This window comes from Pseudomonas sp. FP2338, from assembly GCF_030687515.1.
Classification (GTDB): domain Bacteria; phylum Pseudomonadota; class Gammaproteobacteria; order Pseudomonadales; family Pseudomonadaceae; genus Aquipseudomonas; species Aquipseudomonas salomonii.
On record NZ_CP117436.1, the window covers coordinates 882,213 to 908,648 of the forward strand.

27 protein-coding genes and 1 tRNA gene are annotated in these 26,436 nt (G+C 60.9%); 9 read left to right on the plus strand and 19 right to left on the minus strand.

Going from position 1 to position 26,436, the window contains the following annotated elements; translation table 11 throughout:
* Nucleotides 1-7 precede the first annotated feature (7 nt).
* From PSH96_RS03790 to PSH96_RS03805, 4 genes are all read right to left on the minus strand, one after another.
* Nucleotides 8-82 (minus strand) — tRNA-Gln (locus PSH96_RS03790).
* A 37-nt stretch (nucleotides 83-119) separates the two neighbouring features.
* Nucleotides 120-923 (minus strand): 4-(cytidine 5'-diphospho)-2-C-methyl-D-erythritol kinase, encoded by an 804-nt coding sequence (gene ispE / locus PSH96_RS03795; protein WP_178110933.1) that lies wholly within the window; start codon nucleotides 921-923, stop codon nucleotides 120-122.
* 49 nt (nucleotides 924-972) lie between these two features.
* Nucleotides 973-1,590, minus strand: coding sequence for a lipoprotein insertase outer membrane protein LolB (gene lolB, locus PSH96_RS03800; protein WP_305457611.1), 618 nt, complete (start codon nucleotides 1,588-1,590; stop codon nucleotides 973-975).
* Between the two features lie 4 nt (nucleotides 1,591-1,594).
* On the minus strand, nucleotides 1,595-3,319 hold the full coding sequence (locus PSH96_RS03805; protein ID WP_056859136.1) for a tetratricopeptide repeat protein: 1,725 nt from the start codon (nucleotides 3,317-3,319) through the stop codon (nucleotides 1,595-1,597).
* Between the two features lie 182 nt (nucleotides 3,320-3,501).
* Between PSH96_RS03805 and hemA the strand changes: the two genes are divergently transcribed.
* The 6 genes from hemA (at nucleotide 3,502) to PSH96_RS03835 (ending at nucleotide 8,865) form a co-directional block, all read left to right on the plus strand.
* Nucleotides 3,502-4,791, plus strand: coding sequence for a glutamyl-tRNA reductase (gene hemA / locus PSH96_RS03810; protein WP_305457613.1), 1,290 nt, complete (start codon nucleotides 3,502-3,504; stop codon nucleotides 4,789-4,791).
* On the plus strand, nucleotides 4,788-5,870 hold the full coding sequence (prfA, locus tag PSH96_RS03815) for a peptide chain release factor 1 (RefSeq protein ID WP_200432598.1): 1,083 nt from the start codon (nucleotides 4,788-4,790) through the stop codon (nucleotides 5,868-5,870). Before hemA ends, prfA begins: the two co-directional genes overlap by 4 nt.
* Complete coding sequence (prmC, locus tag PSH96_RS03820; protein ID WP_305457616.1) at nucleotides 5,871-6,701, plus strand: peptide chain release factor N(5)-glutamine methyltransferase; 831 nt, start codon at nucleotides 5,871-5,873, stop codon at nucleotides 6,699-6,701.
* Nucleotides 6,695-7,450, plus strand: coding sequence for a molybdopterin-synthase adenylyltransferase MoeB (locus PSH96_RS03825; RefSeq protein WP_305457618.1), 756 nt, complete (start codon nucleotides 6,695-6,697; stop codon nucleotides 7,448-7,450). The genes prmC and PSH96_RS03825 overlap by 7 nt, the downstream gene beginning before the upstream one ends.
* Nucleotides 7,443-8,237 (plus strand): glutamate racemase, encoded by a 795-nt coding sequence (gene murI / locus PSH96_RS03830; RefSeq protein WP_305457619.1) that lies wholly within the window; start codon nucleotides 7,443-7,445, stop codon nucleotides 8,235-8,237. The genes PSH96_RS03825 and murI overlap by 8 nt, the downstream gene beginning before the upstream one ends.
* Before the next feature lie 109 nt (nucleotides 8,238-8,346).
* Nucleotides 8,347-8,865 carry an acyloxyacyl hydrolase gene (locus PSH96_RS03835; protein ID WP_017137633.1) on the plus strand — a complete coding sequence of 173 codons (519 nt, stop codon included), beginning with the start codon at nucleotides 8,347-8,349 and terminating at the stop codon, nucleotides 8,863-8,865.
* A 132-nt stretch (nucleotides 8,866-8,997) separates the two neighbouring features.
* Here the strand turns inward: PSH96_RS03835 and PSH96_RS03840 are convergent, their stop codons facing one another.
* The 12 genes from PSH96_RS03840 to PSH96_RS03895 all read right to left on the minus strand — a co-directional run bounded on the left by PSH96_RS03840 (nucleotide 8,998) and on the right by PSH96_RS03895 (nucleotide 18,992).
* Nucleotides 8,998-9,303, minus strand: a complete 306-nt coding sequence (locus PSH96_RS03840) for a YkgJ family cysteine cluster protein (protein ID WP_056859129.1) — start codon at nucleotides 9,301-9,303, stop codon at nucleotides 8,998-9,000.
* A 54-nt stretch (nucleotides 9,304-9,357) separates the two neighbouring features.
* Nucleotides 9,358-9,849 carry a DUF2878 domain-containing protein gene (locus PSH96_RS03845; protein ID WP_305457621.1) on the minus strand — a complete coding sequence of 164 codons (492 nt, stop codon included), beginning with the start codon at nucleotides 9,847-9,849 and terminating at the stop codon, nucleotides 9,358-9,360.
* The gene (locus PSH96_RS03850) at nucleotides 9,842-11,113 is read right to left on the minus strand and encodes a cyclopropane-fatty-acyl-phospholipid synthase family protein (protein ID WP_305457623.1); all 1,272 of its coding nucleotides are present in this window, start codon (nucleotides 11,111-11,113) and stop codon (nucleotides 9,842-9,844) included. The genes PSH96_RS03845 and PSH96_RS03850 overlap by 8 nt, the downstream gene beginning before the upstream one ends.
* Nucleotides 11,100-11,909: a DUF1365 domain-containing protein gene (locus PSH96_RS03855; RefSeq protein ID WP_305457625.1), complete on the minus strand. Its 810-nt coding sequence runs from the start codon at nucleotides 11,907-11,909 to the stop codon at nucleotides 11,100-11,102. The genes PSH96_RS03850 and PSH96_RS03855 overlap by 14 nt, the downstream gene beginning before the upstream one ends.
* Nucleotides 11,906-13,153: an NAD(P)/FAD-dependent oxidoreductase gene (locus PSH96_RS03860; RefSeq protein ID WP_305457627.1), complete on the minus strand. Its 1,248-nt coding sequence runs from the start codon at nucleotides 13,151-13,153 to the stop codon at nucleotides 11,906-11,908. Before PSH96_RS03860 ends, PSH96_RS03855 begins: the two co-directional genes overlap by 4 nt.
* Nucleotides 13,150-13,932 (minus strand): SDR family oxidoreductase, encoded by a 783-nt coding sequence (locus PSH96_RS03865; protein WP_305457629.1) that lies wholly within the window; start codon nucleotides 13,930-13,932, stop codon nucleotides 13,150-13,152. The genes PSH96_RS03860 and PSH96_RS03865 overlap by 4 nt, the downstream gene beginning before the upstream one ends.
* Nucleotides 13,929-14,351 carry a nuclear transport factor 2 family protein gene (locus PSH96_RS03870; RefSeq protein WP_305457631.1) on the minus strand — a complete coding sequence of 141 codons (423 nt, stop codon included), beginning with the start codon at nucleotides 14,349-14,351 and terminating at the stop codon, nucleotides 13,929-13,931. Before PSH96_RS03870 ends, PSH96_RS03865 begins: the two co-directional genes overlap by 4 nt.
* Nucleotides 14,344-15,786, minus strand: coding sequence for a deoxyribodipyrimidine photo-lyase (phrB, locus tag PSH96_RS03875; protein WP_305457633.1), 1,443 nt, complete (start codon nucleotides 15,784-15,786; stop codon nucleotides 14,344-14,346). Before phrB ends, PSH96_RS03870 begins: the two co-directional genes overlap by 8 nt.
* Complete coding sequence (locus PSH96_RS03880; RefSeq protein WP_305457635.1) at nucleotides 15,787-16,716, minus strand: MerR family transcriptional regulator; 930 nt, start codon at nucleotides 16,714-16,716, stop codon at nucleotides 15,787-15,789.
* 3 nt (nucleotides 16,717-16,719) lie between these two features.
* Nucleotides 16,720-17,679, minus strand: a complete 960-nt coding sequence (locus tag PSH96_RS03885) for a DUF523 and DUF1722 domain-containing protein (RefSeq protein ID WP_305457637.1) — start codon at nucleotides 17,677-17,679, stop codon at nucleotides 16,720-16,722.
* Nucleotides 17,680-17,793: 114 nt separating this feature from the next.
* On the minus strand, nucleotides 17,794-18,009 hold the full coding sequence (locus tag PSH96_RS03890; RefSeq protein WP_017137622.1) for a TIGR02450 family Trp-rich protein: 216 nt from the start codon (nucleotides 18,007-18,009) through the stop codon (nucleotides 17,794-17,796).
* The gene (locus PSH96_RS03895; RefSeq protein WP_305457639.1) at nucleotides 18,006-18,992 is read right to left on the minus strand and encodes an NAD(P)/FAD-dependent oxidoreductase; all 987 of its coding nucleotides are present in this window, start codon (nucleotides 18,990-18,992) and stop codon (nucleotides 18,006-18,008) included. The genes PSH96_RS03890 and PSH96_RS03895 overlap by 4 nt, the downstream gene beginning before the upstream one ends.
* A 238-nt stretch (nucleotides 18,993-19,230) precedes the next feature.
* On the opposite strand from PSH96_RS03895, the gene PSH96_RS03900 reads away from it, so the two are divergent.
* A complete protein-coding gene (locus tag PSH96_RS03900) occupies nucleotides 19,231-20,130 on the plus strand; it encodes a TIGR01777 family oxidoreductase (protein WP_065929639.1) in 900 nt (299 codons plus the stop codon).
* A gap of 14 nt (nucleotides 20,131-20,144) precedes the next feature.
* A complete protein-coding gene (gene hemH, locus PSH96_RS03905) occupies nucleotides 20,145-21,170 on the plus strand; it encodes a ferrochelatase (RefSeq protein WP_305457641.1) in 1,026 nt (341 codons plus the stop codon).
* 139 nt (nucleotides 21,171-21,309) lie between these two features.
* Here the strand turns inward: hemH and PSH96_RS03910 are convergent, their stop codons facing one another.
* The 3 genes from PSH96_RS03910 to algW form a co-directional block, all read right to left on the minus strand.
* Nucleotides 21,310-22,029, minus strand: a complete 720-nt coding sequence (locus PSH96_RS03910) for a DUF4198 domain-containing protein (protein ID WP_305457643.1) — start codon at nucleotides 22,027-22,029, stop codon at nucleotides 21,310-21,312.
* A gap of 12 nt (nucleotides 22,030-22,041) precedes the next feature.
* Nucleotides 22,042-24,138, minus strand: coding sequence for a TonB-dependent siderophore receptor (locus PSH96_RS03915; protein WP_305457645.1), 2,097 nt, complete (start codon nucleotides 24,136-24,138; stop codon nucleotides 22,042-22,044).
* A gap of 108 nt (nucleotides 24,139-24,246) precedes the next feature.
* On the minus strand, nucleotides 24,247-25,401 hold the full coding sequence (gene algW / locus PSH96_RS03920) for a Do family serine endopeptidase AlgW (RefSeq protein ID WP_056859113.1): 1,155 nt from the start codon (nucleotides 25,399-25,401) through the stop codon (nucleotides 24,247-24,249).
* Between the two features lie 102 nt (nucleotides 25,402-25,503).
* Here algW and PSH96_RS03925 point away from each other — a divergent pair, with 102 nt between their 5' ends.
* The gene (locus PSH96_RS03925) at nucleotides 25,504-26,262 is read left to right on the plus strand and encodes a Nif3-like dinuclear metal center hexameric protein (protein ID WP_056859112.1); all 759 of its coding nucleotides are present in this window, start codon (nucleotides 25,504-25,506) and stop codon (nucleotides 26,260-26,262) included.
* Nucleotides 26,263-26,436: the final 174 nt, after the last annotated feature.

Below are 26,436 nucleotides of genomic sequence, written 5' to 3' on the forward strand. Positions count from 1 at the left end.
TAGAAAATGGCAGGGGCGGCTGGATTCGAACCAACGCATGGCAGGATCAAAACCTGCTGCCTTACCGCTTGGCGACGCCCCTGTATCTGTTGCAACGAGTACCCAGTACTCGGTTCCTTTTAGAGCAGACTTTGCAGCTTGCGATGCAACATCGAAACGTTGCTTCCCTTTGCTACAAACCCTGTAAGGGTCTCTGTAAGAAGGGCCGAGACTTTATCAGCTTCAGCTTTGCTTGGGAAGCCCCCAAACACACAACTTCCAGTTCCGGTTAATTTTGCTTCGGTAAATTTACCTAACAAATTCAAAGCGTTACGTACCTCTGGATAACGCCTTGCTACAACCGGTAAGCAGTCATTTCGACTGTTTCCCTTGGGAACGGGGCGCACTTTAATGGGAGGAGAGTTACGTGTCAACAGTGGATCTGAAAAAATTTCTGCTGTACTTACAGATACTTGCGGAACAAGCACGACATACCACGGCTCTTCGGGGTATTCCGGGGTGAGTTTTTCCCCGACGCCTTCGGCAAAAGCCGCGTGCCCACGCACGAAAACCGGTACGTCGGCGCCCAGTGTCAGGCCCAGCGTGGCCAGGCGATCGTGGTCCCAGCCCAGTTGCCACAAGTGATTCAAACCGAGCAGGGTGGTCGCGGCATTTGAGCTGCCGCCGCCGATGCCGCCGCCCATGGGCAAAATTTTATCGATCCAGATGTCGATACCGAGCGAGCAACCAGATTGCGCCTGAAGTTTTTTTGCGGCCCTGACAATCAGATTGCTGTCGTGGGGCACGCCTTCGAATTCGGTGTGCAGCTGGATCACGCCGTCGTCGCGTACGGCGAAGGTCAGTTCATCGCCGTAATCGAGAAATTGAAACAGCGTCTGCAGTTCGTGGTAGCCGTCTTCACGGCGCCCAAGAATGTGCAGCATCAGGTTGAGTTTGGCGGGAGAGGGCAGCGTCAAGCGTTCTGAGGTCACGTTATTGCCCCAGCTTGCGTGGTTGCCATTCCTTGATCACCAGCGTGACGTCAAGGTCGGTGCCATGCAGTTTGATGCGCTCAGGCAGCCAGTAGCCACTCTGTTCCACATAGCTCAGGTACTCGACCTGCCAGCCATCCTGCTCAAGTGTGGCCAGGCGGCTGTCGCCGTTAAGGCTCAGCCGGCTTTTGCTGTCCGGCGCGGGCAAGCCGCGTACCCACCACACCAGGTGCGAAACGGGGAGCTTCCAGCCGATCTGCTGTTCCAGCAATTCTTCCGGCGTGGTTGCCTCATAGCGGCCCTGGTTGGCCACTTCCAGGCTCACTTGCCCTGGTCGGCCGGTCAGGCGTGCTGCGCCACGGCCCAGCGGCCCGGACAGACGAATATCGTAATAGTCCTGGCGTTGCAGCCAGAACAAAGTACCGCTGCCGGAATCTTTTGGTGCGCGCACCCCGACTTTGCCGTCGATCTGCCAGCCGTCAATGCTGCTGAGCTGATCCTTGTGCTGCTGCCATTGCGCCGGGTTGCCCTGGCCTTCAACGGATTCGCGACTGCCGATGCCCGCGCAACCGGCGAGCAGGGCGATGAAACTAAAAACAATAACGTGGCGCAAGAACATAAGCTTAAAGGGTCTCGGATCCGGTCAGGCGCTTGATGGTGCCGCGCAGGATGGGGCTTTCGGGTTGTTCCTTGAGGAATTTTTCCCAGATTTGTCGCGCTTCGCGCTGTTTGCCGTTGGCCCACAGCACTTCACCCAGGTGAGCGGCGACTTCCTGGTCCGGGAAGCGTTCGAGTGCCTGGCGCAGCAAGCGTTCGGCCTCGTCGAGGTTGCCCAGGCGGTAATTCACCCACCCCAGGCTGTCGAGCACGGCCGGGTCTTCCGGGTTGAGCTTGTGGGCTTGTTCGATCAGCACCTTGGCTTCGGCGTAACGCGTGGTGCGGTCCGACAAGGTGTAGCCCAGGGCGTTGAGCGCCATCGCGTTGTCCGGGTCGCGCTTGATGATCAGGCGCAGGTCTTTTTCCATTTGCGCCAGGTCATTGCGTTTTTCCGCCTGCATGGCGCGGGTATACAGCAGGTTCAAATCGTCGGGGTATTGCAGCAAGGCTTGTTGCAGCAATTTCCAGGCGCGTTCGCCCTGCTTGTTGGCCGACAGCGTCTCGGCCTGGATCAGGTACAGCTGGATCGCATAGTCCGGCTCGGCAGCGCGTGCCGCCGCCAAGCGTTTTTCGGCTTCGTCGGTGCGGCCGTTGCTCATCAGGATATCGGCCTGACGCAACTGGGCAGGCAGGTAGTCATTGCCGGGGCCGACCTGGGCGTATTCAAGCAGTGCAGCCTGCGGGTCGTTGCGTTCTTCAGCGATGCGGCCGAGGTTCAGGTGCGCCGAATCCACATGGCTTTCGCGCTCGATCAGCTCCTCCAGGTAACCCTTGGCCTCGTCCCAGGCCTTGGCTTCCAGGCACACCAATGCCAGCGAATAACGCAATTCGTCGTCGTCAGGGTATTGCTGGACCAGGTTGGCGAACTGCACTTTGGCGTCTTCCATGCGGTCTTGCTCAACCAGCATGCGCGCATAGGTCAGCAGCAAACGCTTGTCGCCCGGATACTTCTTGATGCTTTTTTCCAGCAGTGGAATCGCTTCCTTGCCGCGATTAAGGTTCTGCAGCAGGCGCGCGCGCAGCAGAATAGGGGCGATCTCGCCGTCTTCCGGCGGGTTCTGCTCCAGCAACTTGAGCGCAGCATCGGCTTCGTCATCCTGTTGCAGCAGCAAAGCCTTGCCGAAAATCAGCTGGCTGTTCTTCGGGTGTTTTTGCAGCAGGCGGTCAAAACTCTTCATCAGGCCATTGCGCGTGTCCTGGTCGGTGTCGGCCGCCGACAGCGCGAGGAAGTCGAAATGCGTGTCGCCCTTGCCCTGCAAGACTTTCTCCATATAGACCATGGAGTCGTCATAACGCCCGGCGCGGGCCAGTTGCACAGCCGCCGCGCGTTGCGCTTCCAGGTCGTCCGGGGCGTTTTTCGCCCAGATCAGCGAGGTGTCCAGCGCGGCCTGGTCAGCCCCCAGGTATTCGGCGATGCGAAACGCACGCTCCGAAATGCCCGGGTCCTGGGTATTGATGGCCTGGGTCACGTAGTTATCCAGGGCAATATCGAAACGATTGCGCTGGCCGGCGAGTTCGGCGGTCAGCAGGCTATAGATCGTTTCTTCATTGAACGAGGAGTAAACCTTGGGCTTTTCAGGGGCTGGGGTGCTGTCTTCGACCGGCGGCGTACCGTCCGGCGACACGGGTGCCAAGGCCTGGCAGCCGCTGAGGAAGACAAAAGCAAGGAGCAACGCGGAAGATCTATTCATATAGGAAGAGGACGACTAACCTGCGGTCGGATCATCATGACACAAGCCTTCGGCCAAACATAACCGAGTCTCAGTGGGCGCCTTTATAGGCACAAGCTACTAGGACAATAGACGACGGTGGTTGTTCTGGATCTTTCGAAGTAGGACAATTGTCGGCTTCCCGACATCATCAGCGATATTGAATGGCCTTCCTCGCACTCGGTATTAACCACAAGACTGCAACCGTAGACGTGCGCGAGCGCGTGGCGTTTACGCCAGAGCAGTTGGTTGAGGCCTTGCAGCAGCTCTGCCGGCTCACCGACAGCCGCGAAGCTGCGATCCTTTCGACCTGCAATCGCAGCGAGCTTTATATAGAGCAGGAACATCTTTCAGCGGATGTGGTGCTGCGCTGGCTGGCCGATTATCACCATTTGGACCTCGACGACCTGCGCGCCAGTGCTTATGTGCATGAAGAGGATGCGGCAGTTCGTCACATGATGCGCGTCGCCGCAGGGCTCGACTCGCTGGTGTTGGGCGAGCCACAGATCCTCGGGCAGATGAAATCCGCCTACGCCGTGGCCCGCGAGGCCGGCACCGTCGGCCCGTTGCTTGGCCGTTTGTTCCAGGCCACGTTCAATTCGGCCAAGCAGGTGCGTACCGACACCGCCATCGGTGAAAACCCGGTGTCCGTGGCGTTCGCCGCTGTCAGCCTGGCCAAACAGATTTTCAGTGACTTGCAGCGCAGCCAGGCGCTGTTGATCGGCGCCGGTGAAACCATCACATTGGTCGCCCGCCACCTGCATGACCTGGGCGTCAAGCGTATTGTGGTCGCCAACCGCACCCTGGAGCGCGCAAGCATCCTGGCCGAGCAGTTTGGCGCCCATGCTGTGTTGCTGTCGGACATCCCGGCCGAGCTGGTGCGCAGCGATATCGTCATCAGCTCCACCGCTAGTCAGTTGCCAATCCTGGGCAAAGGCGCGGTCGAGAGTGCATTGAAGCTGCGCAAGCACAAACCGATCTTCATGGTGGATATCGCCGTTCCCCGCGATATCGAGCCTGAAGTCGGCGAGTTGGACGACGTTTACCTCTACAGCGTCGACGATCTGCACGAAGTGGTCGCCGAAAACCTCAAGAGTCGCCAGGGCGCTGCCCAGGCCGCCGAGGAAATGGTCAGCACCGGCGCCGAAGACTTTATGGTGCGCCTGCGGGAGCTGGCGGCGGTCGATGTGCTCAAGGCGTATCGTCAGCAGGGCGAACGCCTGCGTGATGAGGAATTGATCAAGGCCCAGCGTTTGCTGGCCAACGGCGGCAGCGCAGAAGACGTGCTGATGCAACTGGCGCGTGGCCTGACCAACAAATTGCTCCACGCCCCCAGCGTTCAGTTGAAAAAGCTTACCGCCGAAGGCCGCCTCGATGCGCTGGCCATGGCCCAGGAACTCTTTGCCCTCGGTGAGGGCGCGTCAGATAGCTCTTCGGATAAAAAACCGCAATGAAAGCGTCACTGCTCAATAAACTGGACGTGCTCCAGGACCGTTTCGAAGAACTGACCGCCTTGCTCGGCGATGGCGAGGTCATCTCCGATCAGACCAAGTTCCGCGCCTATTCCAAGGAATACGCCGAAGTTGAGCCGATTGTGGCCACCTATAAAAGCCTGATGAAAGTGCAGGCCGACCTCGAGGGCGCCCAGGCGCTGCTCAAGGACAGCGACCCGGACATGCGTGAAATGGCCGTGGAAGAAGTCCGCGAAGCCAAAGACAAGCTGGTCGAGCTCGAAGGCGACCTGCAACGCATGCTGCTGCCCAAAGACCCGAACGACGGACGTAACGTGTTCCTCGAAATCCGTGCCGGCACCGGTGGCGATGAGGCGGCGATCTTCTCCGGCGACCTGTTCCGTATGTATTCGCGCTACGCCGAGCGACGTGGCTGGCGGGTCGAGATTTTGTCCGAGAACATCGGTGAGCACGGCGGTTATAAAGAAGTCATCGCGCGAGTCGAAGGTGACAACGTTTACGGCAAGCTCAAATTCGAATCCGGCGCGCACCGCGTGCAGCGGGTTCCGGCGACTGAATCCCAGGGCCGTATCCACACCTCGGCGTGCACCGTGGCCGTGTTGCCCGAGCCGGACGAGCAGGAAGCCATTGAGATCAACCCGGCAGACTTGCGTGTCGACACCTACCGCTCGTCGGGCGCCGGTGGTCAGCACGTGAACAAGACCGACTCGGCGATCCGCATTACCCACTTGCCGTCGGGCATCGTGGTCGAGTGCCAGGAAGAACGTTCCCAGCACAAAAACCGTGCCCGGGCCATGTCCTGGCTGTCGGCCAAGCTCAACGACCAGCAGACCAGCGCCGCCGCCAACGCAATTGCCAGCGAGCGCAAGTTGCTGGTGGGCTCGGGCGACCGCTCCGAACGCATCCGCACCTACAACTTTGCTCAGGGCCGGGTCACCGACCACCGGGTCAACCTCACCCTTTACTCCCTCGACGAAATTCTCGCCGGCGGCGTAGATGCAGTGATTGAGCCTTTGCTGGCCGAATACCAGGCTGATCAATTGGCTGCGATAGGTGAATAAATGACCATTATTGCCAGCCTCCTGCGCGCTGCTGACCTGCCTGACTCGCCCACCGCGCGTTTGGATGTGGAATTGCTACTGGCCGCTGCCTTGGGCAAATCGCGCAGCTACCTGCACACCTGGCCGGAAAAAATCGTCAGCAGCGAAAACGCGCTGACCTTCGCCGATTACCTGCAGCGTCGTCGCGCGGGTGAGCCGGTGGCCTATATCCTCGGCCAACAGGGTTTCTGGAAGCTCGACCTGGAGGTCGCGCCGCACACGCTGATTCCGCGCCCGGAAACCGAGCTGCTGGTGGAAGCCGCCCTTGAATTGTTGCCGGCCACGCCTGCCAAGGTGCTTGATCTTGGCACTGGCAGCGGCGCGATCGCCCTGGCCCTGGCCAGCGAGCGCCCGGCCTGGCAGGTCACTGCGGTCGATCGTGTGCTCGAAGCCGTGGCCCTGGCCGAACGCAACCGCCAGCGCCTGCACCTGAAGAACGCCACGGTGTTGAACAGCCATTGGTTCAGCGCGTTGCAAGGCCAGCACTTCGACTTGATCATCAGCAACCCACCTTACATTGCCGATAACGATCCCCATCTGGTGGCTGGCGATGTGCGCTTTGAGCCCGCCAGTGCCTTGGTGGCAGGCCATGATGGGCTGGACGATTTGCGGTTGATCATCGCCCAGGCCCCGGCCCACTTGAATGCCGGTGGCTGGTTGCTGCTCGAACACGGTTACGACCAAGCTGCAGCGGTACGTGATTTGTTGTCGGGTGAGGGCTTTGATGAGGTCCACAGCCGCATCGACCTCGGCGGCCACGAACGCATCACGTTGGGGCGCCGCCCGTGCTGACCGACCAGGAGCTGTTGCGCTATAGCCGACAGATTCTGTTGCAGCACGTCGACATCGACGGCCAATTGCGCCTGAAAAACGCCCGCGCGCTGATCGTCGGCCTCGGTGGGCTCGGCGCGCCGGTCGCGCTGTACCTGGCCGCCGCCGGTGTGGGTGAGTTGCACCTGGCAGACTTCGATACCGTCGACTTGACCAACCTGCAACGCCAGATCATCCACGACACCGACAGCGTCGGGCAGGCCAAGGTCGATTCGGCCATGCGCCGCCTGGCCGCCATCAACCCGGAAATCGCGTTGGTCGCCCATCGCACTGCGCTGGATGCCGACTCACTCGCCGCCGCAGTGGCTGCGGTCGATGTGGTGCTCGATTGCAGCGATAACTTCTCTACCCGTGAGGCCGTAAACGCCGCTTGCGTTGCAGCGGGCAAGCCTTTGGTCAGCGGCGCAGCCGTTCGCCTGGAAGGCCAATTGTCGGTGTTCGACCCACGGCGCGCCGAAAGCCCGTGCTACCACTGTTTATATGGGCATGGCAGCGACACCGAACTGACCTGCAGCGAAGCCGGCGTGATCGGCCCGTTGGTCGGGCTGGTCGGTAGCCTGCAAGCACTGGAAGCCTTGAAGTTGCTGGCAGGTTTTGGTGAGCCGTTGGTGGGGCGTTTGCTACTGATCGATGCCTTGACCACGCGTTTTCGCGAGCTGCGCGTCAAGCGCGATCCCGGCTGCAGCGTTTGCGGGACGGCCCATGGTTAAGGACGCGCCCATTGGTGTGTTCGATTCCGGCGTCGGCGGCCTGTCGGTGCTGGATGAAATTCAGCAATTGTTGCCCCATGAGTCGTTGTTATACGTGGCTGACGGCGGGCATATCCCCTACGGTGAAAAATCCCCGGCGTTCATTCTTGAACGTAGCCGTTTGGTCGCCGAGTTTTTCCGCGAAAAAGGCGCCAAGGCCTTTGTGATTGCCTGTAATACCGCAACCGTCGCCGCCGTGGCTGATTTGCGCCAGGACTATCCCGACTGGCCCCTGGTGGGCATGGAACCTGCGGTCAAACCGGCGGCGGCCGCCACCCGCAGCGGCGTGGTCGGCGTGCTGGCCACCACCGGCACCTTGCAAAGCGCCAAGTTCGCCGCGCTGCTCGATCGCTTCGCCACCGATGTGCGGGTGATTACCCAGCCGTGTCCGGGGTTGGTTGAACTGATCGAAACCGGTGACCTCAACAGTGCCGCACTTCGCCAGCTGTTGCAGGGCTATGTCACCCCGCTGCTCAGCGCAGGTTGCGACACCATCATCCTCGGCTGCACCCACTATCCCTTCCTCAAGCCGCTTCTGGCACAGATGCTTCCCCCCAGCATCGTCCTGATCGACACCGGCGCTGCCGTGGCCCGCCAGCTCAAGCGTCTGTTGGGCGAGCGTGACCTGCTGTCGCCTGGCAATCCTGAGCCGGCGCAGTTCTGGACCAGCGGCGACGTCGATCACCTAAGAAATATCCTACCGACACTCTGGAAGTCTCCTGGCGTTGTGCGTAATTTTGGCTTGTGAAAAATTCGTGAAACATCGCGGTTAGAAGCTGAACTTCTGGCATCGCGCAAGCTTCTATAGCGTTAGCCTGTACAAACCATACAACTTCGATCTCAAAGGATGTGCTCTTATGAAGCGCTTGTTCTGTTTGGCTGCGATTGCGGCCGCGGTGGTGGGACACTCAGTTTCGGCCCAGGCCGCCGGCCTGGAATTTGGGGTGGGGGGTACCAGCGATTCGACCATGACCTATCGGTTGGGGCTGACGTCGGATTGGGATAAAAGCTGGTGGCAGAGTGATACGGGCCGACTGACCGGCTATTGGAGTGGCGCTTACACTTACTGGGACGGCGACAAACGCGCGAGTGTCAGCAGCCTGTCGTTCTCGCCGGTGTTTGTGTATGAGTTTGCCGGGGAGAAGGTCAAGCCTTACATCGAAGCGGGTATCGGTGTGGCGGTGTTTTCACGCACGCGGGTTGAAGACAACAACATCGGCCAGGCTTTCCAGTTCGAAGACCGCCTGGGCTTTGGTTTGCGCTTTGCCGGCGGGCATGAAGTGGGCATTCGTGCCACGCACTATTCCAATGCAGGCATCAGCAGCAATAACGACGGGGTAGAGAGCTACTCGTTGCACTATACCTACCCGTTGTAACTCTCAAGCCTGCGCCAAACCATGTGGGAGCTGGCTTGCCTGCGATGCAGACACCTCGGTTTATCAGTTACACCGAAGTGATGCTATCGCAGGCAAGCCAGCTCCCACATTTTATATCCACCCCATGTTGGCTCAGCGATACGCCGTCGCAATGCCTTGGCGCTCTTCCAGGCACTCCGGCGCACCCATCTCGAATTCCCGACAGATCAACGGCCGCCGCTCGTAAATCGTGCACATCATCGTGTCCCGATCCAGCGCCGCGCACCAGCCGTCATCCAGGCGCAGCATCACTTCACCGCCCCAATCGTCGGTATCGATATAACGCTCTGGCACGCCGGTGTCGGTGATCAGCATGACTTCCAGCTGGCAGCAGCAGGCTGCGCACGTCGAGCAGGTGACGGCGGGTTCGGTGATTTGAGTGTGGGGGATGTTGGTCATAGGCGCGCAGTGTAAGGCAAGCGCGTTGCTTGCGTATGAATGCTCTGACGGACGTCAGTGCCCAAGCTGCCGCGCCACCCAGTGCAATACCGGGAACACCAGCGCCCAGAGCAACGCCAGGCCGATCAGCGTCAGCGTTGTGTCGTAGCCGAAACGCACACCGGCCAACTGGCTGCCGGCGTAATAAGACAGTGGCCCACCCACCGCCCCCAACAGGCTGGCGCGCCACCAGGGTTGTGCACTCCAGGCCAGGCAATGGCGCAGCGTGGTGGCGAGCAGTGCCCAGAGCATGATCAGCCAGAAGGGAATCAGCGGCCCTGGAAAACCGAAGTGAAACACGCCAAAGGTGCGCAACAAGGTATCAACCACGGTGCCCAACAGGGTCACGGCCAGGATCACGTGGCCTTCTTCAGACCATGAGCTTGTCCACAGCAGGTGGATGACCAGCACGCCAGCGCCCACCCCTAACCAGCGGCTGTCACCGCCCAGCACACAGGCAAACCAGCCGCACTGGAACAGCGCGGCATTGGCCAGCGTTTTAAGCATTGAAACGCCCGAGCAACGGTGGGTTGATCGCCGCAGGCTTGGCCAGCAGCAACTGCGCGGTACCGATCGTTCGCTCCATAAACCCGCCTTCGCAGTAGCACAGGTAGAATTCCCACAGGCGTAGGAAGTACTCATCGTAGCCCAATTCGGCAAGACGGCCGTGGGCGCGACGGAAGTTCTCATGCCACAGGCGCAGGGTGCGTGCGTAGTGCAAGCCGAAGTCTTCCATGTGCAGCAGGTTCATGTCGGTGTCGCGGCTGACGATCTGCAGCATGTTCTGCACAGAGGGCAGGGCGCCGCCGGGGAAAATATAGCGCTGAATAAAGTCGACGCTGTTTTTGGCCTGCTCAAAACGCTGTTCACGAATAGTGATGGCTTGCAGCAGCATCAGCCCGTCGCTTTTGAGCAGGTGCGCGCATTGCTTGAAGTAGGTCGGCAAAAAGCGATGGCCCACCGCTTCGATCATCTCGATGGACACCAGTTTGTCGTACTGGCCAGTCAGGTCGCGGTAGTCCTGCAGCAGCAGCGTCACCTGCTCTTTGAGCCCCAAGGCCTCGATGCGCTTTTCGGTGTAGGCGAACTGCTCTTTGGACAAGGTCGTGGTGGTGACCTTGCAGCCATAGTGCTGCGCCGCATACAGCGCCATGCTGCCCCAGCCGGTGCCGATTTCGAGCAAATGGTCGGTGGGTTTGAGCGCGAGCTTCTGGCAGATGCGTTCCAGTTTGTTCAGTTGCGCCTGTTCCAGGCTGTCGTCGGGGGTTAGAAACTGCGCCGCCGAATACATCATGGTCGGGTCGAGGAATTCCTCGAACAAGTCGTTGCCCAGGTCATAGTGGGCGGCGATGTTTTTCTGCGAGCCCTTGCGGGTGTTGCGGTTAAGCCAATGCAGGCCTTGGGTGAACGGCCGCGCCAAGCGCGCCAGGCCGCCTTCCATTGCATCGAGCACATCCAGGTTGCTGACCATCACGCGCACCACGGCGGTGAGGTCCGGGCTGCTCCAGTAACCGTGGATAAACGCCTCGCCGGCACCGATCGAACCGTTGGCCGCCACCAAGCCCCAGACCGCTGAATCGTGGACCTGGATTTCGCCCAACAGATGCGCTTCGCGTGCGCCGAACACCTGGCGTTCACCGTCTTCGATCACCACCAGTTGGCCGTGGCGCAGTTGGCTGAGCTGGCGCAGTACACCTTTGCGCAACAGCGCACTGGTCATGCCGTTGACGTTCAGGCGGTTGGTCTTGACCGATAAGCTAGGGGATTTCATGGCGGCGATCCTTGGTATACCCGACTGCGGTGCGAGAGGCGCCATCGGCGGCCTGATGGGAAAAAATCGGTGTGCGTTTGAGCAGCAGGCGCATGGCTTGCCAGTAAATCGCCAGGCAGGTCTTGGCGGTCATCCACGGAAAGCGCCACAGGTAGCGATGCAGGCTGGCGCGGGTCAGCGCTTCTTTTTGCAGGCTCAAGGTGGCGTCGAAGACTTTTTGCGTGCCCTGCCAATCAGCCATGTGCACGCCCAGCCTGTCGGCCGGCGGGCTGAAGCTCATGCGGTATTCCAGGTCGCGGGGTAAAAACGGCGACACATGGAACGCCTTGGCCACGGCGAAGTGCTGGTGTTCCTCGGCGTCGAGCGCCTGGGCCGGCAGCACATAGTGGTAGCGCTCGCGCCACGGGGTGTTGGTCACTTCACACAGGATCGCGGCCAGTTGCCCATCGGCCTCGAAGCAGTAGAAGAAACTCACCGGGTTAAAAGCCAGGCCCCAACTGCGGGCCTGGGTCAGTAGGCAGATAACGCCCCGGGGCTCGCGCCCCAGTGCCTTGCCGACTTCCTGGCGCACGGCATCGCTCAAGCTGATGCCGTGACGCGTAAATTCACGCAGGTAGTCCTGCTGGCGAAAGCCGAAGGGCGCCAGCCGGCTGTTGCCGGCCAGGGGCGAAAGCCCGAGCACTTCGTCTTGTTCGCTCAAGTCCAGGTACAGCAGGCCGATGCGGTAGCGAAAGGCGTGGGCCTTGGGCGTAAACCGGCGATGGGCAATCCAGCCGCTGTACAGGGCGCTGTTCATAGGGTTTCGCCAAAGGCCTGGGCCACGCGCAATGCGCTGGTCACGCCGTCTTCATGAAAACCGTTGGCCCAGTAGGCGCCACAGTAAAAGGTGTGGCGCGCGCCGTGTAATTCTTCCCAGCGGTTTTGTGCCGCCACCGCTGCCAGGCTGTATTGCGGATGCGCATAGGTGTAGCGCGCAAGGATCTTCAGCGGGTTGATCATCGGCGTCTGGTTGAGGCTGACGCAAAAAGTGGTGTCGCTGTGGATGCCTTGCAGGATGTTCATGTCGTAAGTGACGGCCGCCTGGGTTTGCGCGGTGCCGCTCAGGCGATAATTCCAGCTGGCCCAGGCCAGTTTGCGATCGGGCAGCAGGCGCGTGTCGGTGTGCAGCACCACGTCATTGTCGGCGTAGGGCAGGGCACCGAGAATCTCCTGCTCGGCCTGGCTCGGGTCGGCCAGTAACGCCAAGGCCTGGTCGCTGTGACAGGCGAACACCACGCGGTCAAAGCTCTCGCTGCCGACGGGGCTGTGGATAACCACGCCATCGGCCGTGCGTACGACTTTATCCACAGGGCAATTGAGGCGGATCTGCTCGCGAAAACTGCGGGTCAGCGGTTCGATGTAACGGCTGGAACCGCCTTCGATCACGCACCATTGCGGCCGATTGTTCACCGACAACAAGCCGTGGTTCTTGAAGAACCGCACAAAGAATTGCAACGGAAAACCGAGCATGTCCGCCAGCGACATCGACCAGATCGCCGCGCCCATCGGCACGATGTAATGGCGGATAAAGCGTGGGCCATAACCCCCGGCTTCGAGGTAGTCGCCCAGGGTCATGTCGGCACTGATGCGTTGCTCTTGCAGGTCCAGCGGTGCCTGGCGGTTAAAGCGCAGAATGTCGCGCAACATGCCCCAGAATCCCGGCGAGAGAATATTGCGGCGCTGGGCAAACAGGCTGTTGAGGTTATTACCGTTGTACTCGAAACTTGCGTTCTGGTCGCACACCGAAAAGCTCATCTCGGTGGGTTTGAACGTCACGCCAATCTGCCCGAGCAGACGGATGAAATTAGGGTAGGTCCAGTCGTTGAACACGATAAAACCGGTGTCCACGGCATAGCGTTTACCATCGACCGTGACGTTGACCGTGTGGGTGTGCCCGCCAATGCGCTCGCCCGCCTCAAACAGCGTGATGTCGTGGCGCCGGCTGAGCAGGTAAGCGCTGGTCAGCCCGGCGATACCGCTGCCGATGATGGCGATCTTCACAGGTCGTCCTTCTTCGGTGGCGGGCTGCGCAGCATGCGTTTGCCGATAATCAGTTGCGCGCGGTTGGGCAGCTTCGACAGTGGCCACAAGGTGGCGATAAACATCGCCGGGAAGGCAATTTCCAGCGGGCGCTTTTCCAATTTGGCGAAGATATGCCTGGCAGCCTTCTCGGCGGACCAGCTCAGCGGCATCGGGAAATCATTGCGTTCGGTCAGCGGGGTGTCGACAAAACCCGGGCTGATCACCGTGACGTCGATGTTCTCCGGCGATAAGCTGATGCGCAGCGATTCGAACAGGTAACGCAGCCCGGCCTTGGACGCGCCATAGGCTTCGGCGCGCGGCATTGGCAGGTAGGTCACGGCGCTGGCGACGCCGACCAGATGTGGGGTGAGCCCTTTGCGCAACAGCGGCAGTGCAGCTTCGATGCAATAGCTGCTGGCAAGCAGGTTGGTGCGCACGACGTGCTCGACGATGGAGGAGTCGAATTGCCGGGCGTCGACATACTCACAGGTGCCGGCGTTGAGGATCACCGTATCCAATGAACCCCAGACCTCACCGATGTGTTCGCCGATCTCGCGCACGGTCTGGCTGTTGGTCAGGTCGCCGGCCACCACCAGCACTTGGCCTGGATAACGCAGGGCGAACGCTTCCAGCGGGCCTTTGCTGCGCGAGCTGAGCGCCACATGCGCGCCACTGTTGAGCAGTTCTACGGCCAGTGCGGCACCGATGCCACTGCTGGCGCCGGTCAGCCAGTAACGACGGGGAAGTGCAAGGCTCATCCCATTCTCCTTTTTAGCCAACTGACCACACGGCCGACAACCGGTAAGTGTTCATAAAGCAACGCGCCCGCATCGAAATAATCGCGATGGCGGTAGACCTTGTCGCGCCACATCAGGTGCGAGCAACCTTCCACCCGGATTACCGTGCCATTGGCCAAGCGTGGGTGGCAAAAACTCATTTTCCAGCGCAGGTAGCCTTCGCCTTCGGCGACCTGGTCGAAGCCGTGGAAGTCAAAACGCAACTGGCTGATATTGCTGTACATCTGGGCGAAGTAACCGCGCAAAGCGGGCAGCCCATGCACTTCATGCAACGGATCGGTGAAGGCGATGTCCTGGCTGTACAAGCTGTCGAGCAGGTGCAGGTTGTGCTTGTCCAGCGTGGTAAACGCTTGGGCGAACCGCTGCAGGAAGTCACTCATGTTCGGCGACCTCCTGGCGTGAAGGCAGGTTGCGGAAGGCGGCGAGGGCACGCTCGCGGGATTTTTTCAGGTCGACAATCGAGCGTGGGTAATCTGCCACGCCGAACAGGCCACCGGCGGCTTCGGGGTTGTGCACTTCTTTCTTGTTCAGCGCCGCCAGCTCCGGCAGCCAGTGCTTGATGAACACCCCTTCGCTGTCGAACTTTTCCGACTGGCTCAACGGGCTGAAAATCCGGAAATACGGCGCCGAGTCGGTGCCGGTGGACGAACTCCACTGCCAGCCGCCGTTATTGGCGGCCAGGTCGCCGTCGATCAAGTGGCGCATAAAGAAGCGCTCACCTTCGCGCCAGTCGATCAGCAGGTTCTTGGTCAAAAACATCGCCACCACCATGCGCAGGCGGTTGTGCATCCAACCGGTTTCCAGCAGTTGACGCATGGCCGCGTCAATAATCGGCAGGCCGGTGCGCCCTTGCTGCCAGGCGGCCAAGTCCTTGGGCGCATCGCGCCAGGCCAGAGCCTCGGTTTCGGGGCGGAACGCACGGTGGCGCGAGACCCGTGGGTAACCGACCAGAATGTGTTTGTAGAACTCGCGCCACAGCAGCTCGTTGATCCAGGTGATGGCGCCGATATCGCCGCTTTCGAACTCGCCCTGGTTGGTTTGCAGGGCGGCGTGCAGGCACTGGCGTGGCGAAACCACACCGGCGGCGAGGTAGGCCGAGAGCTGGCTGGTGCCGGGTTTGGCCGGGAAGTCGCGTTCGTCTTTGTAGTAGCTGATCTGTTGGTCGGCGAAGGCGTCAAGGCGACGCCGGGCTTCCTCTTCACCCGCCGGCCAGAGGGCGCGCAAGGTGTCGCTGGGTATTGCGAAACCTTCGACCTGATCCGGGATAACGTCGCTGTGCACATCCAGTGGTGTCTGTTGTTGCGGCGTGGCCACCAGGCGCGGCAAGGCGCTGTGCAGGCGGCTGTAGCAGACCTTGCGGAACTGACTGAACACCTGGAAGTAAGTGCCGGTTTTGGTCAGCACGCTGCCAGGTTGAAAAAACAACTGGTCGAGGTAACTGTGGAACGTTACACCGTCAGCCTCCAGCGCCTTGGCCACGGCCACATCACGACGGCTCTCATGAATGCCGTATTCCTCGTTGACGTGCACCGAGTCCACCGACAGTTCCCGGCACAGTTTGCCCAGTACGGCGGGCGCCTGGTCCCAGGTGGCGGCGGTGCGAATCAGCAAGGGAATGTTCAGTTCGCCAAGGGCCCGGCTCAAGTGCTTGAGGTTGCGCAGCCAGAAATCGACTTTGCACGGCGCATCATCATGGGCCAGCCATTGCTGCGGCGTGATCAGGTACACGGCGACAACCGGGCCGCGCTGGCAGGCGGCGGCGAGGGCGGTGTTGTCGTGCAGGCGCAAGTCGGTGCGCAGCCAGATCAAATGCATTTAGACAATTCCACGCTGGATCAATAACTGGTGGGCCGACAGTGGGTCTTCGGCCACGAACAATTCAGAAGTCTCACGGGTTAATACGGCTAACTCGTCCTGGTGGATGCATACCGTTGGTCCGGCAATCAATATTGGGCAATTGATGCCGCCTAAAAGTTTGCCGAGTGCCGACAGGTGGAGGGCCTTGCTTGAATACAGCAGCACCGCACGCGGTTGCAGGTGTTCCACCGCCAAGGCCAGTTCGCCGGTTGGCAGAGGCCAATCAAAAACCTCCACGGGGCAGTCGGCACTGCTGGCCAGCCAGGCGCTGAGCCATAGGTGCGGCTCCAGCGGCACGTCGGACTGGTTGACCAGCAACAGCGGCGCGCCCTGGAGCTGGCGGTTGTTGTGGTAAATGCGCGCGCCGAACTTGCTGCGCAGCCAGGACAGAAAAAACACCCGCTCCATTTGTGCGCCGAACTGGCCCTGCCAGCGTTGCTCCAGCGCGGTAAGCAGCGGCAGCATCAATTGCTCACACAAGGTGCGCGGCGGGTACAGCGCCATGGCCTGGTTGAACAGGTCGTCGACCCGGCGTTCGGCCAATTCGCTGATTGCGCTGAGCAGTTTATGACGCAGCACATGCCATTCATTTTCGACGCTGTCGGGGCTGGCCTGGGCGGAATCGATCAAACCTTTGACCTGGCTGACCGGCACGCCACGGTTGAGCCAGGTCAGAATGGTGTGGATGCGTTGCACATGTTCGGCGCTGAACAGCCGATGGCCCTTGGGTGTGCGCTGGGGCACGATCAAGCCATAGCGGCGCTCCCAGGCGCGCAGGGTGACGGCGTTGACGCCGGTCTGGCGCGCCACTTCGCGAATCGGCAACCAGCCGTCTTCGATGGCTTGGGCGATGTCTTCCACAGGGTCGTCTTGCAGGGCAGGTGTCATGGTCTAGATCGCATTACGCAGGCTGAGGTTTTCCGGGTGCGGCTGCAGGTAAGCCTGCTGCGCGATGTAGCGGTCCGGGTGTTGGCGAAAGTGATGTTTGAGCAAGGTCAGCGGCACTACCAGCGGCACGATGCCGGTGCGGTATTGGCCGATGACGGTTTGCATTTCCTGCTTGTCATCGGCGCTGATGGCCTGCTTGAGGTAGCCGCTGATGTGTTGCAGCACATTGGTGTGGGTGCCGCGGGTGGCGCATTTTTTCAGGCCGGTCATCAACTCGCTGAAATAGCAGGCGGCCAGTTCATCCAGGTTGATGCCCTTGCCCATGCTGCCCAGCAGGTGGCCAAGGCTTTTGTAATGCGCGGGGCTGTGGGCCATCAGCAGGTATTTGTAGCGCGCGTGGAACGCCAGCAGGCGGTGGCGGGTGAGGCCCTCGGCCAGCAAGTGTTGCCAGCTGGCGTACACGAACACGCGGGTGAGGAAGTTCTCGCGCAGCACCGGGTCATTCAGCCTGCCGTCTTCTTCCACCGGCAGGTTGGGGTGGCGTGCGCAAAACGCCTGGGCATAAATGCCGCGTCCGCCGCCATCGACGGGCGTGCCATTGTCGCGGTAGACCTTGACCCGCTCCAGCCCGCACGACGGCGACTTCTGCATGAAGATGTAGCCGCACAGGTCAGTGTGTTCCACCGCCATCTGCTGGCCGTAATCGTCCAGTGGCTGCGTCACATTGAGTTCACGGTGCACGGTGCCGACGGCCTGCGGGTGGGCGGGGTCGCCCACCAGGCGAATCGGTTCGCGGGGGATGCCCAGGCCAATCGCCACTTCGGGGCACAACGGCACGAAGTCGAAATAGTCGGCGAGGGTTTGGCTGCACAGCAGGGATTGTTTGTGTCCGCCGTTGAAGCGCACGTTCTCGCCGAGCAGGCAGGCACTGATAGCGATCTTCGGTTTTGCGCTGTTGGACATGCTCAACCCTCTGCGAAATTCCTGTACAGATTTGTAATTCTGTACAACTAAATCTCATCATAGGTTTGATGCTGTACAAGTCAAATTATTTGTATAGGTTTTTTTCGGCGCCCGCTATTTCCAGCCCATGCGCCAGTCTTCGGCATTTTGCAGGGTTTGCCACGGGAGGCGTTCGGCGCGGCGGGTCATGACCGCTTGCAGTTCGATTTCGAGCACGGTGCCTTCGTCATCACGAAACAGCTCGGTGACCAGAAAGTGTTTTTCCTTGTTGCGCGGGCGTGCTGCTGTCCACTTCGACAACAGCAATTTCGTCGGGTTGAGACGGTTCATTGCAGGTGTTCGATCAGGCGGCGTGCGGCTTCCTGGCCGCTGAGCCACGCGCCTTCGACCCGCCCCGACAGGCACCAGTCACCACACACGTACAAGCCCAGGTCGGCGTCAGCCAACACACCGAATTCATGCCGTTCCGACGGCCTGGCGTAGAGCCAGCGATGGGCCAGGCTGAAGGACGGCGCGGGCATGGCGCTGTGCAGCAGTTCGGCGAAGGCGCCGTGCAGGTGTTCGATCACCGCCTCTTTGGGCAGGTCGAGGTTGGCCTTGCTCCAGGCGCTGGTGGCGTGCAGCACCCAGGTGTCGAGGGTGGCGTCGCGCCCGGGCTTGCTACGGTTGCGCGCCAGCCAGTCGAGCGGGCTGTCTTGCACAAAGCAGCCTTGCATTGGCGTATCCAGCGGCGTGTCGAAGGCGAGGGCGACGGCCCAGGTCGGGTCCATTTTCACCCCGGCAGCGGCACTTGCAAGTTTGGGCGCGGCAGCCAGCAAGGTGGTGGCCTGGGGCGCCGGCGTGGCAATCACCACGTGGCTGAACGGGCCATGATTGCCACCGTCTGCGTCCAGCAGGTTCCAGTGCTGTTTGCCTTGGAACACTTCGGTGATGCGGCAGCCGAACTCCACCGGCAAGTCATCAAGCAGCGCGCGGGTAATGGCGCTCATGCGCGGCGTGCCGACCCAGCGGATCTGCTCGTCGGGGGAGGGCGTAAGCTGGCCGGACTTGAAGTTGTACAGCTGCGGTTTCCACTGTTCGGCCCAGCCGTTGCTTTGCCAGCGCTGCACTTCGTTGACGAAGCGCCGGTCGCGGGCCGTGAAGTATTGCGCGCCCATGTCCAAGGCACCGGCATCGCTGCGCTTGCTGGACATGCGGCCGCCACTGCCACGGCTTTTATCGAAGAGTTGTACAACGTGCCCCGCGTCTCGTAACGCTCGGGCGGCGGAGAGACCGGCGATGCCGGTGCCGATGATCGCGATGGGAACAGTCATGGGGGGCCTCGTTTTACCTTTGGGTACAGACTACGCCGACACCCATAGCTGTACAATATTGTTTTTTGGTATAAGTTTTGGCGTACCTGTTCTAACGGCGTGACCTATTGTTAAGGGTGAGGGGTTAAGGGTGAGGCTTGAATTGGCCTCTGACACCAACGTAACGCCCACTTACAAAAGATCCCTGCTTTTAAAATAGACTAGCGATGGGCGGCAAACGTTACATGAGGAGAAACCCATGCATATTTTGCTGACCGGCGGTACGGGCTTGATCGGTCGTCAACTCTGCCTGCACTGGCTGGCCCAGGGGCATCGCCTGACGGTGTGGAGCCGCGAGCCGGATACCGTGGCCAAATGGTGCGGTGCCGAGGTGCTCGGTGTTGGCCGCTTGCAGGACGTGATCGGCACGGTGGATGCGGTGGTCAACTTGGCCGGCGCGCCGATTGCCGATCGCCCGTGGACCAAAAAGCGCAAGGCATTGCTGTGGAGCAGCCGCATCAGCCACACCGAAACCTTGCTGGCTTGGATGCAAGGCCTGGCGCAAAAGCCGGCGGTGTTGATTTCCGGCTCTGCAGTGGGCTGGTACGGCGACGGCGGCGAGCGCGAACTGACCGAAGCCAGCGGCCCGGTGCAAGACGATTTCCCCAGCCAGCTGTGCATCGCCTGGGAAGAAACCGCGTTGCGCGCCGAAGCCTTCGGCACCCGCGTAGTGCTGGTGCGCACGGGCCTGGTGTTGTCGGCCAAGGGCGGCTTTTTGTCGCGGCTGCTGCTGCCATTCAAACTGGGGCTGGGCGGGCCGATCGGCAATGGTCGGCAGTGGATGCCGTGGGTCCATATCAAAGATCAAATCGCCCTGATTGATTTTCTTCTGCACAACGGCGATGCCAGCGGTCCTTATAATGCCTGCGCGCCACACCCGGTACGTAATCGCGAGTTCGCCAAAACCCTGGGCCAGGTGCTGCACCGCCCGGCGTTCATGCCGATGCCGGCGTTTGCCTTGAAGGTCGGCCTGGGCGAGTTGTCCGGGTTGCTGCTGGGCGGACAGAAGGCCGTCCCCGAACGGTTGCTGGCCGCCGGTTTCACTTTTCAGTTCACTGAGTTGCACGCGGCCCTGGAAGATTTATCCAGCCGCCTCTAGCCATAGGATGTTGCATGACGGATCACGCGTTGTTACTGGTCAATCTGGGTTCACCGGCATCCACTTCGGTGGCCGATGTGCGCAGCTACCTCAATCAGTTCCTGATGGACCCTTACGTGATCGACCTGCCGTGGCCGGTGCGGCGCTTGCTGGTGTCGCTGATCCTGATCAAGCGCCCTGAGCAATCGGCGCATGCCTACGCCTCGATCTGGTGGGAAGAGGGTTCGCCGCTTGTGGTCTTGAGCCGTCGCTTGCAAGCGCAAATGACCCAGCAGTGGACCCACGGCCCGGTGGAGTTGGCGATGCGCTACGGCGAGCCGTCGCTTGAAACCACCCTCACGCGGCTCGCGGCTCAAGGCATTCAAAAAGTCACCCTGGCGCCGTTGTATCCGCAGTTCGCTGACAGCACCGTGACCACGGTGATCGAAGAAGCCAAGCGTGTGGTCCGCGACAAGAAGCTCAACGTGCAGTTTTCTATCTTGCAGCCGTTCTACGATCAGCCGGAATACCTCGACGCCTTGGTCGCCAGCGCCCGGCCGTACGTGGCGCAGGAATTCGATCATTTGTTGCTGAGCTTCCATGGGTTGCCTGAGCGCCATCTGAAAAAACTCGACCCCACAGGCCAGCATTGCTTCAAGGATGCTGACTGCTGCAAGAACGCTTCGCCCGAGGTGCTTGCCACCTGCTACCGCGCCCAGTGCTTCAGCGTGGCGCGCGACTTTGCCGCGCGCATGGGATTGCCGGAGGGCAAATGGTCGGTGGCGTTCCAGTCACGGCTGGGCCGCGCCAAGTGGATCGAACCCTACACCGAGGCCCGCCTGGAAGCCTTGGCCCGGCAAGGCGTGAAAAAGCTGCTGGTGATGTGCCCGGCGTTTGTCGCCGACTGCATCGAGACCCTGGAGGAGATTGGCGATCGCGGGCTGGAGCAGTTCCGCGAGGCAGGGGGCGAGGAGTTGGTGTTGGTGCCGTGCTTGAACGATGACCCGCAGTGGGCGGTGGCGCTCAATACGCTGTGCGAGCGGGCGCCAGTGTCACTCTAATCAAGCCAAACAGACTAAATGTGGGAGCGGGCTTGCTCGCGAATGTGGTGGATCAGTCAATACATCCGGTGACTGACACTCCGCCTTCGCGAGCAAGCCCGCTCCCACATTGATGGTGCCCACTTCGAGTTTTCGGTGTTTACTCGTGGTGCGGTTCACCGAGGAAGGTCAGCGACGTAAACAGCCCACGTGTCGCCACATCCGCATTGTCCTTCAGCGGCACTTCAACCTGCGCAGCAATCACATTCAACCCTTCATTACGCACCAGTACCTGGGCGCGGCCATCCTTATCGGTCTCGGTGCTCAAGGTGTTCGGCGCATTGCGATAATCACCTACCAGTTTGATACCCGCCGCAGGCTTGCCGTCCAGCAGCACCCGCACCGGCAGCGATTTGCCTGGCCCTACGGTCAGCGGGTCGACTTCCGGCAGGATCAGCAGCTTGATCTGATCCAGCTTGGGCAGCTTCGCCCCCGGCTGGTAAATCGCCAGGCTGTATTTGAAGGTCTGGGTCGATTGAATCGCCCCCGGCACTTGGCTGCGGCCCTGGTTGACCCACTTTTTGTCTGGCGTCTGCGACCACATGCCGTTGTCCAGGGCCACGGCCATCACGGCCGGTGATTTGAGCGGCTTGAGGCGTGCGTGGTCGGGCAGGCGCTCTACGGTCACCGGGATCATCTTGCCGCCCGCGTCATACGCCCAGGCACCGCTGATTTTCTGTGCCTTGAACGCGTTGTCCTCGGCACCGTGGCCGTAGATCACTTCGATATTGCCGCGCCGCTGTTCGGTCCACAGGCCGTGGGCTGAGACTTGGCTGGCAAACAGCAGGCCGATGACGGCCAGGGATTTGAAGGCTTGCATGTTGACGTCCTGTTACAGGTTGAGGGTCAGGCTGACGGTGAAGTTGCGCGGCTCACCGGGCATTACCCAGTAATTGCTGTAGGAGCGCTCGTAGTATTTTTCGTCAAATAAGTTATTGAGGTTCAGGCCCACGGTGACCTTGTCACTGGCCTTGTAATGGGCCAGCAGGTCGACGGTGTGATACGCCGGCAGCTCGAAGCTACCGCCGGCCTCGCCGGAGCGATCGCCGACGTAGGTAAACGCCGCGCCCAGGTCTGAGCCGCGCAGTGCGCCGTCCTGAAACTCATACACGCCCAGCAGGCTGCCGCTGCGTTTGGCCACGCCGAGAATCCGGCTGCCGGTGGGGATGGCCTTGTCGCCTTTGGTCACCTGCGCATCGATGTAGGCAAAGGCGCCGATCACGCGTACCGCGTCCGTCAGTTGCCCGGTCAGTTGCAGGTCAAAACCCTGGCTGCGCGCCTTGCCCACGGCGCGGTTGGTGTCAGTGGCCGGGTCCAGCGCCAGCACGTTTTCTTTGTCGATATGGAAGGCGGCGAGGGTGGTGCTCAGGCGGTCGTCGAACAGCTCGCTCTTGATGCCCACTTCATAGCCCACGCCTTCTTCCGGCTTGAAGGATTTGCCGCCGGCGTCCAGGCCATTGTTAGGCTTGAACGAGGTGGAGGCGTTGGCAAACACGCCGATTTGCGGCGTCAGTTGGTAGAGCAAGCCGGCGCGCTTGGTGAGGGCGTCGTGGGTCTGACGGCTCTTGGCGTGGTTGCGGGTGAAGTCGTCGGTGCTTTGCTCGAAATGCTCAAAACGTGCGCCGACCATGCCACGCAGGCGGTCGGTGAAGATGATCTGGTCTTGCAGGTTCAACGCCTGGCTTTTGACCTGCTCGTAGAAGTCAGTGCCGGAGCGTTCGCCGTTGGGTTTGGGCTGGCCGTAGACGGGGGTGTAGATGTCGATGGGGTAGAGGCTGCCGCCGATCGCGGTGACGCGCTCCTTCTTGCGGTAGTCCTCGTATTCGGTGCCGATCAGCAACTCATGCTGCCAACTGCCGATATCGAACAGGCCGCGCAGTTCAAGCTGGGTGATGCTGTCGTGCCAACCCGTGGAGCGTTCGCGGTAACGGCGATTGACGGTGTGGCCGTCGGCATTCAGTGCGCGACTTTCCGAAGCATCGCCCCACAGGCTGCCTTGTTTATAGTGGCTGGCCAGGCGCAGTTGCCAGGCGTCGTTGAGGTGATGTTCCAGGGCAGCTTGCAGGCGGTTGTTGTGGTTGCGGATGTTGCCATCGTTGGGTTCGCCCAGGAAGGTCGAGCGCGACATGCCATGCGGCGCGACGATGCCACGGTCGAAGGTGGAGCTGTGGCGCACAAATTCGCTTTCCACCAGCAGGCGGGTGTCCGGGTCCAATTGCCAGCTGAAAGACGGTGCGACGAACACGCGCTGGGCGTCGACGTGGTCGCGGAAGCTGTGGTTGTCTTCCACTGCCAGGTTGACCCGCGACAGCACGCGGCCTTCGTCATCCAGCGGGGTGTTCACATCCAGCGCAGTGCGGTAGCGGTCCCAACTGCCGGCGCTGGTTTGCACGGTGGTAAAGGCTTCGGGCTGCGGCTTCTTGGTGACAATGTTCACGGTGCCGCCTGGATCGCCACGCCCATATAAGCTGGCGGCGGGGCCTTTGAGTACTTCGATGCGCTCGATATTGGCCGCGTCCGGTGTGCTCGGGTAGCCACGGTTGGCGCTGAAACCGTCCTGGTAAAACTCCGACGTGGTGAAGCCGCGCACGCTGTATTCGTAAAGCGTAAGGCCGCCGAAGTTGTTCTGTTTGGACACGCCGCCGGCAAATTCCAGGGCGCGCTCCACGTTGGTACTGCCCAGGTCTTTGAGCACCGAGGCAGGAATTACGCTGATTGATTGTGGGATATCGCGCAGGGCCGTGTCCGTTTTAGTCGCGCTGGCGGAGCGGGTGGCGCGGTAGCCTGTCACCGGGCCTGTGGCGGATTCATAGGCATCGCTGGTGACGCTGATGGTGTCCAGTTCGACGCTGTTGTTTTCGGCGTAGGCGGGGTCGAGCAACAAGCCCATGGCCAGGCCAGCCAGGGGGGCAAATCTTCGAGACGGCATGATAGAGCGTTCCAATAGCGATATTGAAACAATATAACATGACTAATGAGAATGGATTTCTTTAGAAACATTAGGTTACAGGAGCCCGCACACGGGCTCCCACAGCCGTTATTCCTCTTCTTTGACCGGCGCCGGCGGTGGCCGCAGGCCGATTTCCGCCACCAGCTTGAGCTCTTTGCCGTTGCGCATCACCTGGATGACCACCTTGTCGGTCGGCTTGATCCGCGCCACCTGGTTCATCGATTTGCGGCCATCACCGGCGGGTTCGCCGTCGATGCTCAAAATCACATCGCCCAACTGCAGGCCGGCTTTTTGCGCCGGGCCATCGCGGAAAATCCCGGCGACCACGATGCCTGGGCGACCGGTCAGGCCGAACGACTCGGCCAGTTCCTTGGTCAAGGGCTGTACTTCAATGCCCATCCAGCCGCGAATCACCTGGCCGTGTTCAATGATCGCCTTCATCACCTCCATCGCCAGCTTCACCGGGATCGCAAAGCCGATGCCCTGCGAGCCGCCGGACTTGGAGAAGATCGCGGTGTTGATGCCGGTCAGGTTGCCATTGGCATCCACCAGCGCGCCGCCTGAGTTGCCGGGGTTGATGGCCGCGTCGGTCTGGATAAAGTCTTCGTAGCTGTTAAGCCCCAACTGGTTGCGCCCGGTGGCGCTGATAATGCCCATGGTCACGGTCTGGCCAACCCCGAACGGGTTGCCGATGGCCAATGCCACGTCGCCCACGCGCAGCCCTTCGGAGCGGCCGATAGTGATGGAGGGCAGGCTTTTCAAATCGATTTTCAGTACGGCGAGGTCGGTTTCCGGGTCGCTGCCGACCACACGGGCCAGGGTTTCACGGCCGTCGCGCAGGGCCACGACAATCTGGTCAGCGCCCGTGGTCACGTGGTTGTTGGTGAGGATGTAGCCTTCCGGGCTCATGATCACACCCGAACCCAGGCTCGATTCCATGCGGCGTTGCTTGGGGCCGTTGTCGCCGAAATAGCGGCGAAATTGCGGGTCTTCAAACAGCGGGTGCGCCGGTTTGTTGATGACTTTGGTGGTGTACAGGTTGACCACGGCGGGCGCGGCGATGACCACGGCATCTGCGTAGGTGACCGGGCCTTGCACCACGGAGCTGGTTTGCGGGGCCTGTTGCAGGTTCACATCAAGGCTGGGTAAGCCCACCCATTGGGGATAACGCTGAATAATCAGCATCGCGATCAGCACGCCAGCCAACAATGGCCATCCAAAAAAACGCAGTGCCTTGAGCATCAAGTAAGTCCTGACAGGTTGCAGGGGGCGGGAGAGCGCCCATAATGTCGCGCATTATACGAGGCTGCGAGCGCCTCGGAACGGGATATTTAGGAGTCTTTTATGGCTGTCCCCCTTAGCACCCTGGTCGAGGAAGCTGACCGCTACCTTGGCAGCGCAAAAATTGCCGATTATTGCCCCAATGGCCTGCAGGTAGAGGGGCGCCCGCAGGTGATGCGCATCGTCAGCGGCGTCACGGCCAGCCAGGCGTTACTGGACGCCGCCGTCGAAGCCCAGGCCGACCTGGTGCTGGTGCACCACGGTTATTTCTGGAAGGGCGAAAACCCCTGCATCACCGGCATGAAGCAGCGGCGCCTGAAAACCCTGCTCAATCACGACATCAGCCTGCTGGCCTACCACCTGCCGCTGGACCTGCACCCGGAAGTGGGCAACAACGTGCAACTCGCCCGTCAGTTGGACATCACCGTCGAAGGCCCGCTGGACCCGAACAACCCGAAAATCGTCGGCCTGGTCGGCTCCCTCGCCGAACCCTTGTCGCCGCGTGATTTCGCCCGCCGCGTGCAGGACGTGATGGGGCGCGAGCCGCTGCTGATCGAAGGCAGCGAGATGATCCGCCGGGTGGGTTGGTGCACCGGCGGCGGGCAAGGTTACATCGACGATGCGATTGCCGCCGGCGTCGACCTGTACTTGAGTGGCGAAGCGTCCGAGCAAACCTTCCACAGTGCGCGGGAAAACGACATCAGCTTTATTGCTGCGGGCCATCACGCCACCGAGCGTTATGGTGTGCAGGCGTTGGGTGATTACCTGGCGCGGCGTTTCGCTCTGGAACATTTATTCATCGATTGCCCGAACCCAATCTAAAGAACACCAATGATCAAATGTGGGAGCCAGCTCCCACAAGCCTGCTCCTACAGCCAAACTGGGGGGCATATTCATATACCGTTTCGATCTAGCTGGCTCCCTGAATAGAAGAAGGTGCTGTGCTAGCATGCCCCGCTCGAACACGGCCCGCTGGCCGTCCATAAGATCGTTTTT